This is a genomic window from Burkholderia ambifaria AMMD (genome assembly GCF_000203915.1).
Taxonomy (GTDB): Bacteria; Pseudomonadota; Gammaproteobacteria; order Burkholderiales; family Burkholderiaceae; genus Burkholderia; species Burkholderia ambifaria.
This window is the reverse complement of sequence record NC_008391.1, coordinates 2,152,781-2,167,342: the sequence shown is the minus strand read 5'-3', so window position 1 is coordinate 2,167,342 and position 14,562 is coordinate 2,152,781. Positions and strand designations below refer to the sequence as shown.

16 protein-coding genes are annotated in these 14,562 nt (G+C 67.9%); 7 read left to right on the top strand and 9 right to left on the bottom strand.

The features are described 5' to 3' along the window. Positions 1–84 precede the first annotated feature (84 nt). On the bottom strand, positions 85–543 hold the full coding sequence (locus BAMB_RS25670) for an Lrp/AsnC family transcriptional regulator (protein ID WP_041491573.1): 459 nt from the start codon (positions 541–543) through the stop codon (positions 85–87). 124 nt (positions 544–667) lie between these two features. On the opposite strand from BAMB_RS25670, the gene BAMB_RS25665 reads away from it, so the two are divergent. The 3 genes from BAMB_RS25665 to surE all read left to right on the top strand — a co-directional run bounded on the left by BAMB_RS25665 (position 668) and on the right by surE (position 2,664). After that, positions 668–1,405: an AzlC family ABC transporter permease gene (locus BAMB_RS25665; RefSeq protein ID WP_011660066.1), complete on the top strand. Its 738-nt coding sequence runs from the start codon at positions 668–670 to the stop codon at positions 1,403–1,405. After that, the gene (locus tag BAMB_RS25660) at positions 1,395–1,697 is read left to right on the top strand and encodes an AzlD family protein (protein ID WP_006749368.1); all 303 of its coding nucleotides are present in this window, start codon (positions 1,395–1,397) and stop codon (positions 1,695–1,697) included. The genes BAMB_RS25665 and BAMB_RS25660 overlap by 11 nt, the downstream gene beginning before the upstream one ends. 187 nt (positions 1,698–1,884) lie before the next feature. Continuing rightward, positions 1,885–2,664 carry a 5'/3'-nucleotidase SurE gene (surE, locus tag BAMB_RS25655; RefSeq protein WP_041491572.1) on the top strand — a complete coding sequence of 260 codons (780 nt, stop codon included), beginning with the start codon at positions 1,885–1,887 and terminating at the stop codon, positions 2,662–2,664. A 105-nt stretch (positions 2,665–2,769) separates the two neighbouring features. On the opposite strand, the gene BAMB_RS25650 is transcribed toward surE, so the two are convergent. The 5 genes from BAMB_RS25650 to BAMB_RS25630 form a co-directional block, all read right to left on the bottom strand. After that, positions 2,770–3,591, bottom strand: a complete 822-nt coding sequence (locus tag BAMB_RS25650) for an SDR family NAD(P)-dependent oxidoreductase (RefSeq protein WP_011660064.1) — start codon at positions 3,589–3,591, stop codon at positions 2,770–2,772. A gap of 69 nt (positions 3,592–3,660) precedes the next feature. Further along, positions 3,661–4,128 (bottom strand): cupin domain-containing protein, encoded by a 468-nt coding sequence (locus BAMB_RS25645; RefSeq protein ID WP_011660063.1) that lies wholly within the window; start codon positions 4,126–4,128, stop codon positions 3,661–3,663. Between the two features lie 232 nt (positions 4,129–4,360). Further along, a complete protein-coding gene (locus tag BAMB_RS25640) occupies positions 4,361–5,713 on the bottom strand; it encodes a pyridoxal phosphate-dependent decarboxylase family protein (protein WP_011660062.1) in 1,353 nt (450 codons plus the stop codon). A gap of 20 nt (positions 5,714–5,733) precedes the next feature. Next, positions 5,734–6,033, bottom strand: coding sequence for an ArsR/SmtB family transcription factor (locus BAMB_RS25635; RefSeq protein WP_011660061.1), 300 nt, complete (start codon positions 6,031–6,033; stop codon positions 5,734–5,736). 187 nt (positions 6,034–6,220) lie between these two features. Beyond that, positions 6,221–7,108, bottom strand: a complete 888-nt coding sequence (locus BAMB_RS25630) for a LysR family transcriptional regulator (RefSeq protein ID WP_011660060.1) — start codon at positions 7,106–7,108, stop codon at positions 6,221–6,223. Between the two features lie 129 nt (positions 7,109–7,237). Here BAMB_RS25630 and BAMB_RS25625 point away from each other — a divergent pair, with 129 nt between their 5' ends. Next, entirely contained in the window at positions 7,238–8,275 is a 1,038-nt protein-coding gene (locus BAMB_RS25625; protein WP_011660059.1) for an aldo/keto reductase, read from the top strand. 54 nt (positions 8,276–8,329) lie between these two features. Here the strand turns inward: BAMB_RS25625 and pdxR are convergent, their stop codons facing one another. Then, the gene (pdxR, locus tag BAMB_RS25620; RefSeq protein ID WP_011660058.1) at positions 8,330–9,808 is read right to left on the bottom strand and encodes a MocR-like pyridoxine biosynthesis transcription factor PdxR; all 1,479 of its coding nucleotides are present in this window, start codon (positions 9,806–9,808) and stop codon (positions 8,330–8,332) included. A gap of 131 nt (positions 9,809–9,939) precedes the next feature. Between pdxR and BAMB_RS25615 the strand changes: the two genes are divergently transcribed. After that, positions 9,940–10,416 carry a GNAT family N-acetyltransferase gene (locus BAMB_RS25615; RefSeq protein WP_011660057.1) on the top strand — a complete coding sequence of 159 codons (477 nt, stop codon included), beginning with the start codon at positions 9,940–9,942 and terminating at the stop codon, positions 10,414–10,416. A 31-nt stretch (positions 10,417–10,447) separates the two neighbouring features. Here the strand turns inward: BAMB_RS25615 and BAMB_RS25610 are convergent, their stop codons facing one another. Further along, complete coding sequence (locus tag BAMB_RS25610) at positions 10,448–11,173, bottom strand: class I SAM-dependent methyltransferase (protein ID WP_011660056.1); 726 nt, start codon at positions 11,171–11,173, stop codon at positions 10,448–10,450. Between the two features lie 305 nt (positions 11,174–11,478). On the opposite strand from BAMB_RS25610, the gene BAMB_RS25605 reads away from it, so the two are divergent. After that, a complete protein-coding gene (locus BAMB_RS25605; protein ID WP_011660055.1) occupies positions 11,479–12,483 on the top strand; it encodes a hypothetical protein in 1,005 nt (334 codons plus the stop codon). A 244-nt stretch (positions 12,484–12,727) separates the two neighbouring features. Here the strand turns inward: BAMB_RS25605 and BAMB_RS25600 are convergent, their stop codons facing one another. Then, positions 12,728–13,789 carry an RNA-guided endonuclease InsQ/TnpB family protein gene (locus BAMB_RS25600; RefSeq protein WP_011660054.1) on the bottom strand — a complete coding sequence of 354 codons (1,062 nt, stop codon included), beginning with the start codon at positions 13,787–13,789 and terminating at the stop codon, positions 12,728–12,730. Positions 13,790–13,881: 92 nt separating this feature from the next. Here BAMB_RS25600 and BAMB_RS25595 point away from each other — a divergent pair, with 92 nt between their 5' ends. Continuing rightward, positions 13,882–14,472, top strand: a complete 591-nt coding sequence (locus tag BAMB_RS25595) for a DUF4410 domain-containing protein (RefSeq protein ID WP_011660053.1) — start codon at positions 13,882–13,884, stop codon at positions 14,470–14,472. Positions 14,473–14,562 lie beyond the last annotated feature (90 nt).

Genomic DNA, 14,562 nt, shown 5'->3' with positions numbered 1-14,562 from the left:
AAGCGGCTTGTCCCGCCAGTGTATCGGCCGATTGTCACTGGCTGGTGACGATCCGCCGAATCATCGTCGCGCGTTCGCGCCGCGTTACGTCGGCAGCGCCGACGTGAGCTTGACCTTCTGCATCGGGATGTCGGTCTTCACGCTCAGCACGCCCGGAATGCGCGTCAGGTATTCCATCTGGAAGCGCCGGTAGTCGTCGATGTCGGCCGCCACCACGCGCAACAGGAAATCGCAGTCGCCGGCCATCAGGTGGCACTCGACCACTTCCGGCATCTGCTGGACGGCCTCGGCGAAGCGGCTTACGGATTCCGCGTCCTGCCCCTTCAGCCATACGCGCGTGAAGATCGTCAGCCCCTTGCCGACCTTCGCCGGGTTCAGCACGGCCACGTACTTCTCGATCACGCCCGCTTCCTCGAGCAGCCGCACGCGCCGCAGGCACGGTGACGGCGACAGCCCGACCTCATGCGCGAGTTCCACGTTCTGCATGCGGCCGTCGCGCTGCAGTGCGCTCAGGATCCGCCGGTCGATAGCGTCGAGCTTCATTGGCATCAAATTCCAAAAAAATGGCAAAACACACGTTGAATGCCAAATTCTCCGGAAGATCTGGCCACAACGCAACCCGATTCGAGTCAAAAAAGCAGACAATCCTCGTCCCCAAGGAGGAGTAATGAGCAGTAGCGTTTCAACGTCGTCCGGGCTTCGCGACAAGTCCGCCCAGGTCGCCGAGATGGGTCGCGGATTGCGCGCGGCGCTGCCCGTTATGCTGGGTTTCGTGCCGTTCGCGCTGGTGCTCGGCGCGCAGGCCGCGCAAAAAGGGCTGAGCCTGTTCGAGGTGCCGATGATGACGGGCCTCAATTTCGGCGGCGGCTCCGAATTCGCGGCGATCCATCTGTGGACGTCGCCGCCGCACATCGCGCTGATCGTCGCGATGTCGTTTCTCGTGAATTCGCGTCACATCCTGATGGGCGCGGCGTTCGCGCCGTATATCCGGCGCCTGCCGCGCCGTCGCGCGTTCGCCGCGCTGTTCTTCATGTGCGACGAAAGCTGGGCGATGTCGCTCGCCGACGCGCGCTCGCGCTCGGCCACGCACATCAGCGTCCCCTATTACGCGGGCGTGTGCTCGGGGCTGTACCTGACGTGGATCTCGATGACGACGCTCGGCGCGGCGGTCGGCCCGACGATCGGCAACGTCGAGCAGTACGGCTTCGACATGGCGTTTACGGCCGTGTTTCTGGTGCTGCTGCGCGGGATGTGGAAGGGCATGCGCGCGAGCCGTCCGTGGTTCGTGAGCCTCGTCGTCGCGGCCGCCACGCACCTGGCCGTGCCCGGTGCGTGGTACGTCGCGGCCGGCGCGTGCGCGGGGCTGGTCGCCGCGCTGCTGTGGGAGCCGCGCGATGCTGCCTGATTTCGCGACGGTGGCGACCATCGTGCTGATGGCGTCGACGACCTACCTGTCGCGCGTGCTCGGCTATGTGCTGCTGCGCAACCGCACGCTGAGCCCGCGGATGGCATCGGTGATGGAGAACGTGCCCGGTTGCGTGCTGATCTCGGTGATCGCGCCGGCCTTCGTGTCGACGCGCCCGGCCGACCTGCTCGCGCTCGCCGTCACGTTGGTCGCGGCCACACGCCTGTCGATCCTGCCGACCGTCATCGTCGGCGTCGTGTCGGCGGGGCTGCTGCGGCATCTGCTCGGGTAACGCGGTCCGGCCCGCCGCGCAGGCGACACACATCGAACCAACGAACGGGCGCGTCATGCGCCCGTTTTCGCATGCGCGCAAGGCGCGGCACTGCACGGCACGACACGCATCACGACGCAATGCTAGCCTTCCGGGTGTACCCGCGATGCCTTTCCCCTCTCATTGCCTACCTGCGAGGATCATCCCGATGCAAGAAACCCGCCCGCTGTTCGACCGCGTCCTGCTCACCAACGACGACGGATTCGACGCCCCCGGCCTTGAAGTGCTCGAACAGGTTGCCATGCAACTGGCGCGCGAAGTGTGGATCGTCGCACCGGCCGAAGACCAGAGCGGCACGTCGCATTCGCTGAGCCTGCACGAGCCGCTGCGCGTGCATCGCAAGGGCGAGCGCCGCTTCGCCGTGCGCGGCACGCCGGGCGATTGCGTCGCGATCGCGGTCAGCCACCTGATGAAGGACGCGCGGCCCGATTTCGTGCTGTCCGGCGTAAATCGCGGCGCGAACCTCGGCACCGAAACGGTGTTCTCCGGCACCGTCGGCGCGGCGATGACGAGCATGCTGGTCGGCGTGCCGGCGATCGCGCTGAGCCAGGCATTCAGCGACCGCAACGACGTGCCGTGGAATACGGCGCGCACGCACGCGCCGGACGTGATTCGCCGGCTCGTCGCGGCCGGCTGGGACCGCGATGCGTGCCTCAACGTGAATTTCCCGCCGCGGCCGGCCGACGACGTGCGCGGCTTGAAGGTGACGAACCAGGGCGCCGGCACGCTGCAGGGCGTCGACATCGTGTCGGGGCGCGATCCGCGCGACATCGAATATCACTGGCTGAAGCTGACGCGCGCACCGCGCGACGACGATGCGGATTCGGAAACGGTCGCGCTCGGCGAAGGCTACATCGCGGTCACGCCGCTGAAGTTCGAACGCACGCACGATCAGGCGCTCGCGCGGCTGCGGGCGAACCTGGGCTGAACGGTGCGATCGCGCCGGCAAGCGTTGGCCGCCAGCGAATGACGCCGGATCGAGACCGCTCGGCGGCCTCGCCGCGCCGCCGGATCACGACGTTACCGCACCGCATCACGTCAGGTTCATTCCCCCGTCGAGCATCACGATCTCGCCCGTCACGTAGTCGGACGCGACGAGCATCGCGACCGTCTGCGCGACGTCGTCCGGCGTCGCCGCGCGGCGCATCGGCGCACGCTCGTGCCAGAGCTGCTGCGCTTCGGTCCAGTCGGCCGTCAGCGGCGTATCGACGAGCCCCGGCGCCACCGCGTTGACGCGAATCGCCGGCGCGAGCGTGCGCGCGAGCAGGCGCGTCGTGTGATTGAGCGCAGCCTTCGCCGCCGCGTACGGAATCGACGCGCCCTTCGGCCGCACGCCCGCATGCGAGCTGACGTTGATCACGCACCCGGCGCGCCCGCTCGACGCCGCTTCGAGCAGCGCGGGCTGCGCCTCGGCGACGAGCCGGAACGGCGCGATCACGTTGATCTCGTGCATCTCGCGCCACACGTCGGGCGTCGCGGCGGCGAGATCGTCGTGCGGAATCACGCGGCTCGCACCCGCGTTGTTGACCAGCACGTCGAGCCGTCCGTGCACCGCGAGCGCGTCGCGGATCAACCGCACGCGTTGCGCATCGTCGGCGAGATCGGCCTGCACGTAGCTTGCGCCGAGCTCGGCCGCCATTGCGCGACCGGTCTCGGCGGAGCTGCGCGAATGCAGGATCACCGCATAGCCATCCGCCGACAGGCGCCGTGCGATGGCCGCGCCGATCCCCGACGTCGATCCGGTGACGAGCGCGACAGGCCGATGCACGCGTGACGCGCGCGGTTCGGCGACGGTTTCGGTTTCAGGTTCCGTTTCGGAAATGGGGGCATTCATCGGCGGATGCGGCGCGTCCATGGCGTGGAATCCCGTGAGTAGCGTTCCTGCATCATAGGCGCGGCGGCGGCCGATGCGAATGTGTGCCGTCTACGGCCGTTTCGGCAGATCGACGAAATCCTCGAGTTCGCCGGCGATGTAAAGCCGCTTGCCGATTCTCGGGTATTCGCATACGTCGTGTTCGAGGCGCTGGCCGGCGATGAACAGTTGCAGCGGCACGTCGCCGGTATTCTGCAACGTGTGTGCATCGCCGCCGCGCGGAAAGCCGAGAAAATCGCCCGGCCCGATATCGAAAGCGCGCTCACCGATCGTGGCCGTGCCGGTGCCGGACAGCACGTACACGCATTCTTCCTCGTACAGGTGACGGTGATATTCGGCCGATTCGTGACCGGGCATCAGCGTGAGCAGGTGAGCGCCGATTTGCGTGAGGCCGGTCAGATCGCTGAGCTGCCTTTTGAGGCGAACGGCATTGGGATTCAGCGAATGCACCGCGCGCGTCGGTTCCATTTTCGCGATGTCGGCAGCTTTCAGCAGTTCCCGGGGAGGTGTCGTGGACATGGGGATCTCGTCAGCGTGATGTAGCGGTTGAACGGGCCGCCCGGGCCGGCGCGGCGCGCATGCCGCGTTATTGTCCGGCATTTTCATGCGGATGAGAAACGTGTATGCGCACGCCCGCATAGCCGCACACCACTGCCCGGTCTGAGGCACAACGAGACAGCTTCTTCCGCGGGTTGGCGACACATGTGCGACGCAAGCGCCGCGCCAAGGTCGCGCACGCCGCCGCCGCCGCTCAGCCCACGTGCACGCCGCGCAGCTTCGTCAGCAACGCGACGAGACGATCGATGTGTTGGTCCTCCGTGCGCCACGACGACACGCTGATCCGGAACGCCGGCCGTCCCTGCCACACGGTCTGCCCGAACCATACGTCGCCCGAATCCTGCGCGGCCTGAAGGATCGCGGTCGTCTCGTCGTCAGTGCCGGCGCGCACGAGCACCTGATTCAGCACGACGCGATTCAGCACGTCGTAGCCCGCCACGCGCAGGCCGTCCGCGACACGCGCGGCCTGCGCGCAATGCCGCTCGATCATCGTCGCCACGCCGGCGCGGCCGAGCGCGCGCAGCGCGGCCCACACCGGAATGCCGCGCGCGCGCCGCGAGAATTCGAGGTTCAGGTTTTTCTGCGCGTCCTGCGCGCCGCTCAGGTAGACGGCGTCGCTGTTCATCGCGGTCGCGAGCGCGGCCGCGTCGCGGCAGATCACCATCGCGGCGTCGTACGGCGTGTTGAGCCACTTGTGGCCGTCGGTCGTCCAGCTGTCCGCGCCGTCGACGCCGTTGGTCAGCGCGCGCTTGGACGACGCGCGCGCCCACAACCCGAACGCGCCGTCCACGTGCACCCACGCACCGGCGGCCTTCGCGAGCGGAATCAATGCCGCGAACGGATCGAATTCGCCGGTATTCACTTCGCCGGCCTGCACGCAGAGGATCGTCATGTCGTCGAGCGGCGGCAACTGCGCGGAATCGATGCGGCCGTGCGTGTCGACCGGCGCGACGATGACGCGCTTCATCCCGAAGCCGAGCACGCGCAGCGCCTTCTTCACCGTGACGTGCACGAGCTCGGAGACCACCACCTTGACCTCGGGCGCGCCGATCAGGCCGTCCTCGTCGACGTCCCAGCCCTTGCGCGCGAGCAGCGCACGCCGCGCGACGACCAGCGCGACGAGCGTGCAGGCCGTCGCGCTCGTGCCGAAGCCGACCGCGCTGCCCTCGGGCAGCCCGAGCACGTCGACGATCCAGCGCGCGGCCTGCCGCTCGATCGTCGCGGCCACCGGCGAATTGGCGAACGACGACGCGCACTGGTCCCACGCGAGCATCAGCCGCTCGGCCGCCGCCGCGGCCGGCAGCGTCGCGCCGATCACGAAGCCGAAGTAGTTCGGGCCGTTCGATGCGACGGTCGCGGTCGTGCCGTGCTCGTCGAGCAAGCGCAGCACGTCGTCGGCCGGACGGCCCGTGTCGGGCAGCGGCTCGTCGAAGGCCGCAAGACCGGCGAGCGCGGCTGCGTCGGGATACGCGCGCCGTTCGTTCGTCGCGGCGAGATACGCATGCGCGCGCCGGTCGGCGTCGGCCAGCAGGGCGAGTTCATCCATGTCGATTGCCTCGGTGAAGGTCAGAGTTGCAGGAGATCGCGGCCCAACTGATGCAGCGCATCGTCGATCCGCCTGTAGTACGTGAACTTGCCGACGCGCGTCGCCTGCACGAGCCCGGCATCCGCGAGGATGCGCATGTGCCGCGTGGTCGTCGCCGGCGCGATGCCGAGCTTCTCAGTGATGTAGGTGCAGCACACGCCGAGTTCGTCGAAGTCGCCGTGCGGCTGCGGCGGAAAATGCTCGCGCGGCTGCTTGAGCCAGCGCAGTACGGCCAGACGGCTTTCGTTGGCCAATGCGCTGATGCGGGTGACGTCGTCCATGGGTTGCGGTTTCGTTTGACGTTTCGAATATTAGCTAAATGACGAAACGTGGACAACCGGTGTGGCGGGCGGTTTTTGCGTTCGCTGTCGTGCTGGCAGCGGCTTCTTCCGCCATCGCACCACATCCGACGTCATCACGTCGTGTCGGGGACGCAGAGGCACCCGGTGCGGCGCGATCCGGTTACAGTCATCCCGCTGCCAGCGCCTGCGCGAGCTGCTCGATCAGCGCGCGCACGCGCCGCGGCTGCGCGGCGCCGCCCGGATAAACGATCTGCAGGTCGACTTCGCCCGGCGAGAAGTCGCGCAGGATCTCGACGAGCGCGCCGGACGCCAGATCCTGCTCGACGTCGAGCAGCGACTTCAGCGCGATCCCGTGCCCCGCGACGCACCACGCGCGCACGAGCGCTCCGTCGTTGGCCACGCGCCGGCCGCGCACCATCACGCGCTTCAGTGCGTCGTCGATGCGGAACGGCCACTCGGCATACAGCTCCTGCCCGAAACGCATCACGATGCAGTCGTGCGCGGCGAGTTCGTCCGGATGCCGCGGCGTGCCGTGCGCGGCGAGACAGGCGGGCGCGGCGCACACCACGCGGCGCGACCGGCCGAGCGAGCGGCTGCGCAGCGCGCTGTCCGCGAGCGTGCCGCGCCGGATCGCGAAATCGAGCCCCTGCCCGACGAGATCGACGTAGCCGTCGCCGAGATGCAGGTCGACCGTGACGCCCGGATGCTCGGCCAGGAACGCGTCGACGACGGGCACGACGCGCGCCTGCCCGAGGTCGGCCGGCGCGCTGAGCCGCACGGGCCCCGACAGCGTCTGCGCACCGAGCCGCACGCGGCTTTCGAGTTCATCCGCTTCGGCAAGCAGGCGCCGCGCGCCGGCGACCAGCGTGCGGCCCTCGTCGGTCAGGCTGATCGCGCGCGTCGTGCGCGTGAGCAGCGCCGCGCCGTAATGGCTCTCGAGCGCCGCCAGCCGCTCGGAGACCGTGGCCGGCGACAGGCCGACCTCGCGGCCGGCCGCGGCGAGCCCACCCTTTTCCACGATGCGCAGGAACAGCGCGAGGTTATCGAGCAGCATTCTTCGCTTTCTCCGAATGATATTTTCGAAGTCTGCCCAATTATCCGGCCGAACCGCAAGCGCTAGAGTGAGGATCTACCTTGCCGGGGCCCACTCGCGCCGGCGTCCGATCCAGAGAGGGCACACGACATGGAATACCGCACGCTCGGCCGCTCCGGCCTCAAGGTTCCCGTACTGAGCTTCGGCGCGGGCACGTTCGGCGGCACCGGCCCGTTGTTCGGCGCGTGGGGCAACACGGGCGTCGACGAAGCGCGCCGCCTGATCGACATCTGCCTCGAAGCCGGCGTCAACCTGTTCGACACGGCCGACGTGTATTCCGACGGCGCCTCCGAGCGCGTGCTCGGCGCCGCGATCCACGGACGGCGCGACCAGGTGCTGATCTCGACCAAGACGGGCCTGCCGACCGGCGACGGGCCGAACGACGCCGGCACGTCGCGCTCGCGATTGATTCGCGCGGTGAACGACGCGTTGCGCCGGCTCGGCACCGACTACATCGACCTGCTGCAGCTTCACGCGTTTGACGCGGCCACGCCGGTGGAGGAAGTGATGTCGACGCTGGACGACCTGGTGCGCGCGGGCAAGCTGCGCTACATCGGCGTATCGAATTTCGCCGGCTGGCAAATCATGAAGTCGCTTGCCGCGGCCGACCGGCACGGCTGGTCGCGCTACGTCGCGAACCAGGTCTATTACTCGCTCGTCGGCCGCGACTACGAGTGGGACCTGATGCCGCTCGGCGCGGACCAGGGCCTCGGCGCGCTGGTATGGAGCCCGCTCGGCTGGGGCCGGCTCACCGGCAAGATCCGCCGCAACGCGCCGCTGCCCGAAGGCAGCCGCCTGCACGACACGGCCGGCTTCGGGCCGCCGGTCGACGACGAACGGCTGTACGACGTGGTCGATGTGCTCGACGCGATCGCGGAGGAAACCGGCAAGACCGTCCCGCAGATCGCGCTGAACTGGCTGCTGCAACGGCCGACCGTGTCGTCGGTGATCGTCGGCGCGCGCAACGAGGAACAGCTGCGTCAGAACCTCGGCGCAGTGGGCTGGTCGCTGACCGACGCGCAAATCGCGAAGCTCGATGCGGCGAGTGCGGTCGAAGCGCCGTATCCGTACTTCCCGTATCGCCGGCAGGACGCGTTCGCGCGCATCAATCCGCCGATGCGCGGTTAAGCGCGGCCGCGCGCCGTCGCGCCGCGACGCCATCGGAACGCGGCGCGACGCCCGTCACCGCGCGGCCAGCACGCGGTCGATCATCTCGCCGATCCGGCGCGCGAGCGCGTCCATCCGCTCGGCCGGCACGCCGCCGTAGCCGAGCACGAGCCCGTTGTAGCCGTGCGCGGTGCCCGGCATGCAGAACGACGACAGCGGCCGCAGGATCAGCCCGTGCGCCTGCGCGACGCGGCTCAGTTCCGTGTCGGCCACCGGCACGTCGAGCCGCGCGGACAGATGCATGCCGCCGGCGCCGCCCGACACCGTCAGCCGCGTACCCAGCCGCCGCGCCAGCGCATCGTGCAACGCGTCGCGCCGCTCCGCATAGACGCGACGCATGCGCCGCAGATGCCGCGTGAAATGCCCCGCGTCGATGAAATCCGCGAGCGCGCGCTGCTCGACCGCGCGGCCCTGCAGCATCAGCGCGCCCGCCGCGTCGCGCAGCGGCTGCGCGAGCGCGGGCGGCACGACCATGAAGCCGAGCCGCAACGCGGGAAACATCACCTTGCTGAAGGTGCCGAGATAGATCACGGGCGCATCGTCGGCGAGCCCCTGCACGGCCGCGTGCGGCGTGCCGTGGTGGCGGAACTCGCTGTCGTAGTCGTCCTCGACGATCCACGCGCCGGCTGCGCGCGCCTGTGCGACGAGCGCGAGCCGCCGTTCGAGGCTCATCACCGCGCCGAGCGGATACTGATGCGACGGCGTGATGTAGACGAGCTTCGGCGCACGATCACGCCAGTCGTCCGGATGCGGCGCGAGCCCCTGTGCATCGACGCCGATCGGTTCGACGCGCAGGTCGGCCGCGAGAAACGCGTTGCGCGCACCTTGATAACCGGGGTTCTCGATCCACGCGACATCGCCCGCGTCCGCCAACGCGCGGGCGCACAGGTCGAGCGCGCCTTGCGTGCCGTCGGTGACGATCACCTGCGCAGCGTCGCAGCGCACGCCGCGCGACGCACGCAGATAGCCTGCGATCGCGTCCCGCAGCACCGCATCGCCTTCGGCCGACTGGTAGCCGAGTTGCGCCGGCCCCGCCGTGCGCCATGCCCGTTCGATGCAGCGCCGCCACTGCGCGAGCGGGAATTTGTCGACGGCCGGCGCGCCCGGCATGAACGGCAGCGATTCGTCGAGGCCGCTCGTCGCGCGCTCGGCCCGCGCGACGCGCCGCGACAGCACCGTCGTATCGCCGGCTGGCGCCGCGGCGCCGACCCGCGACCCGCGCAGGCCCATCCGCGCGACCACGGTGCCTTGCCGCGAGCCGGTCACGAACCCTTCCGACGCGAGCCGCTCGTACGCGTACAGCACCGAGTTGCGCGCGATGCCGAGTTCGTCGGCGAGTGTGCGCGAGGCAGCGAGCCGCGCGCCTTCGGCGATCCGGCCGCCCAGGATCGCATCGCGCAGGCATGCGTACAGCCGCTGCTGCTGCGACATCCGCGTGGCCGCGTGCGGCCCCGCCTCACGCTCGAAGGTCGACAGCAACACGGCGTAATCCATCGTGGCTCCAGAATGGATAGATGTCATGGGTCTACACATGGTGCCACGAACTTTCTATTGTAACGATCTGCTCCCGTTGCCGACCGTGCTGGCAACGCTTCATTCCAACATCATCGATGAGGTTCGCGACCGTGAACGCTACCGACGCCGGCCTGACCGTACGCCCCGTGCGAGAAGACGATTTCAACAACTGGCTGGCGCTGTGGGACGGCTACAACCGCTTCTACGGCCGCTTCGGCGACACCGCGCTGCCGCGCGAGATCACGCAGCTCACGTGGTCGCGTTTCTTCGACGGCTATGAGTCCGTGCATGCACGTGTCGCGGAACGCGACGGCCGGCTCGTCGGGCTCGTGCATTTCCTGTATCACCGCAGCACGACGCTGGCAGGGCCGACCTGCTATCTGCAGGATCTCTTCACGCTCGACAGCGAACGCGGCAAGGGCGTGGGCCGCGCATTGATCGAAGCCGTGTACGACGCCGCACAGGCGCATCGCGCCGAACGCGTGTACTGGCAGACGCATGAAACGAATCACACGGCGATGCGGCTGTACGACACGGTCGCGGAAAAGTCCGGGTTCGTGATCTACCGGAAGGTGTTGCCGCGCTGATCGTGCCGCACGCAGCGCGGCCGCGGCGGCTTCAATCCAGCGGCCGCGCCTTGATCCACAGGAACAGCGGCACGCGCGACCACTGCTTCAGCGTGTCCGTGTCGGCGCGGTCGGGCAGCGGTTCGCGCAGCGACACGATCGCGAAGCCGGCCGACTCCAGCGCATCCATGTAGGCCTGAAGCGGCAGCGACCAGCCCGCGAAGTGCATCGACAGCCCGTCGCGCGTTTCCACGCCTTCGAAATGCTCGCTGCCGAAATACGTGCCTTCCAGCACGAACGGCGCGTCGGGTTGCGGCCCCGCGAAACGGCCGCGATCGCGGAACGGATGCACGAGCGACACGAACAGCAGCCCGCCCGGCTTCAGCACGCGGCGCGCCTCGCGCAGCGCGGCGGCCATGTCGTCGAGGTCCATCAGCACGTTGTATGCCATCACGACGTCGAAGCTGGCCGGATCGAACGGCAGCGATGCGGCGTCGGCGAGCGCGTAGCGGTGCGCGGAATCCGCGCGACGCGCAGCGTCGAGCATCGCGGGCACCGCGTCGCTCGCGGTCACGTCGTAGCCGAGCGCCTTCAGCTCGCGGCTCACGCGGCCCTCGCCGCAGCCGATCTCCAGTGCGCGGCCCGCTCCGCGGCCGAGGTAGGCGGCCAGCCCCTCGCGATACTTCCAGAACGCATCGTGGCCCGGCCTGCCGGCCCAGTCGATCCATTGGTCGGCGACGTGCGTCCAGTGCGCTGTGATGGCTTTCGTGTCGGTCATGTTCGCTCTCGATCGGCGGGGTCGTTCCGGCCCACGTGCGCATGGTAAGCCGAAGTGGCGGAGCGCGTGAGCGGGGCTTGGCGCTGGCGGGGCCGATGGGGTCGATGGCGTCGCTGCCGTCGCGGGGGTCGCTGGCGTCGCTGGCGTCGCTGGGGTCGCTGGGGTCGCTGGCGTCGCTGCCGTCGCCGGAGCCACCTCGGCTGGTTTCCGTTTCCGGCCACGGCGTCCTACAGTTAGGAGCAACATCATGCACCGCCGCGTATCGGCCCCGTCCGCCGATACGCACCCGATTCCGAGGGATGTCCATGCCGAGTATCGTCGCCGGTCCCGCCCATCTCCCGCCGAGCCCCGTCGCCGCCGAAACGCGCATGGTGCACGACGTCGCCACGCTGCAGCCAGCCGACTATCGTTCTGCCGACGGTGCATCGTGGGTCATCGCCACCATCACGCCGGCCCCGGACAGCGGCGAAAACGTGACGGGCACCACCTACTTCGATTCCGCGAAACAGCAGACCGTCGCGGTGCCCGATGCACGGCGGCGCTACGCGAACCGCGGCATCTGGCAGGTCGTCGCGAGCTCCAGCCCGTCGGTGCCCGCCACCGGGCGCTACGACTGGCTGACGCTCGCGTGGCTGCCGATCAACCGGCGGCCGCTGCCGCAAACGGCCGAGCACCTTTATTCGCCGTTCATACACGGCGGCACGATCGTCTACCGGTGGAATCAGGCCGCGCCAGGCGGCGAGCAGTTCGGCAACGTGCGGATGATTTTTCCGGAGTGGCGGCAGCAAGTGGCCGACGTGCTGCGGGCCGCGCCCGGCGACGACGCGCAAGCGGCGGTGGCGTCGTCTGCGTCGGCGCTCGATCGCGTGACGCACGACCGCAATCCGATGGCCGCCGTGCTCGACTTCGGCGCCGCGCTGCATGACGAACCGGCCGACCGGATCGCCGCGCGCCTGCCCGCATTGCTGCGTGAGAACGACCTGCATGAAGTGTCGGCGATCGTGTTTCAGTGCATCGCCGCATCGCGTGAAGCGGACCGGCCGCGCTTCGTCGAAGCGATCAACGGCTCGATTCTCTCGATCGACGACGGCGCGCGCCTGCTCGCGATCGCGTACGGCGCGTTCGCGGCCGGCCGGGCAAAGCCGCATCCGTTCGGCGATGCCGCGCAGGCCGCGCGCATCAACGACGTGTTCACCGCGTTGAAGCAGCGCACGTCGGCGCTCGGCGTGCCGGTCGCGCAAGGGTCGCCGTGGTACGAGTTCTTCACCGCGTATCGGCTGGGCGGTGCGGTATCCGGCCACGGACGGTAATCGCGCGTCAATCGCCGGCGCCGCGATAGCAACGGCCAATCTCCGGCACTCGTCATCGCTGACCGCGCCGCGGATCATTCATCGCCGCGTCGGCGCCCCGGTGAACAAATGCCGAACCGATTCGCGATCTTTCCCGTCAATTCGACGAATTGAATCGAATTGCCCCATGCTAGATTCAGTTCCGGCTACCAAGCCTGTTCAAATAACCCCAATCAAAAGACCAAACCTTGACGTCCTCACCCGCCTAAAGGCAGGTGATTCCCACACCTGGCGATGCACGTCCGCATCGGAGAATGTTCAGCGCAGCGTTGGTATCTCGATCATGCTCGACACCACATTCACTACAGGCCCACTCTCTCATTCGCAGTCCCGCGATACCTTTCGGCCGCGTCGTGCTGTCTTTCGACCCGCACGCCGAACAGGACTGGGTAGAACCGCTTTCGTCGACTTCCTCGAACGTGGCCCCGTGCGCGATCGCCTTGTAGCGGAGCTTGCTTCGGAAGGACGACCAGGATGCGTCGTAGACGCTCTTCGCCATCCTGGTTCTGGCAAGTTTGACGGCCGACACGTTGCCGACCGCGATGTAATCGAAACGCCGCACCAGATCGAGCGCGAGCTTGTGCTGGAAATCGGCACGGGCATCCGCCACTTTGGCGTGCAGCTTCGCGATATGTCGCTTGTGCTTGCGCGCCCGTTGAGCTTTCGCCAGTTTCTCCGCCGCGCGTCGGCCGAATCGGTCATTGGGCAGCTTCTCGCCGGTCGAAAGTGTGGCGAAGTCTTTCAGGCCGAGATCGATGCCAACACCGGAACGGACCGGGCGGGCCTGCACATCGGGCATCTCGATCACGATGTTGAGAAACCAGTTGCCGCGCGCATCCTGTGCGAAGTTGGTCCCATCCTTGATCTTGCCTTCAGGAAGTGGGCGGCTGTTGAACACGCGAAAGGTGCTGCCAGCGAAGCGAAACGCATCATCCTCGCGCTTCACGTCACGCCCCTTCAGCGGCACCCAGCCCAGCGATTTCCTGCCGCGATAGCGCAGGTAGGGCCGACGGCGCTGACTGCGCTGACTGCGCGACTTCGCATATTGCTCGCACGTCGCGTTGATCGTGCCGGAGTGGATGCCCAGCGCCTTGCTGCTCCCCGTCGTCAGCACGTTCAGATCGAATCCCGTCGGCCATTTCTTGCTCCACTTGAGCGCGTGCTTCTGCGTGTCGTTGCAGAAGTTCCAGACGTAGTTCACCGCACGGCTCTGCTTGTTGAGCAGTCCGTTGAGCGACTTCACGCGGTAGCGGTAGACAAGGATCATGCCGGTGATCCTAACCCGTGGAAGAAGCTGCCTGTCAACAGCACGCTTTTCCTTCCCGCCATCAATGGCGGGGTTTCTCGGAGCAAATTCTGATGAAATCTCTTTTCCGTCATGCCGCTCTGGCACTGGTGACCATCGGCTTCCTGTCGGGCTGCGCAAGCAGCGTGACACGCGATACGAGCAATTCGGCGGGGGCGCCCGTGACCGCATCGACCGCCCGCTTCGGCACGAAACCCGTGATCGTGAAGGTCACGCTCGACGATACCGCGCGGGAAGAGTTGAAAGACAACCTGAAGTTCGACGCGAAGAAACTGCAGGAGAAAATCGAAAGCGCACTGGACGCACGCAAACTGCTCGCCAAAGCAGATTCCACCGATGCGATGCACCTGAATGTCGAAGTCACCGGCATTCGCGTGCGGTCGAGCTTTTCCGCGGTCATGTTCGGATTCATGGCGGGCAACGATCATGTCAACGGCACCGTGACGCTCGTCGATGCCGACAATCATCCGGTCGACCACTTCAAGGTGTCGGCGTCGTACGCGCTCGGCGGCATCGCCGGCATCGACAGCATGCGCATGGACTGGCTGTACGAGAAATTCACCGAGCAGACGCTCGCAACGCTCGATCCGGCAACGGCTGCGAAGCAGGCTGCCACGGCACCGGACACGTCGAAGAAGCTGTAAGGTCCGACGCCCGGCGGATCGCGCAATCACGGCCCGCCGGGCGGCAGTCGCCGTGCGCATCGTCGGGCGACGCTGCCGGTTCGTCGCCCG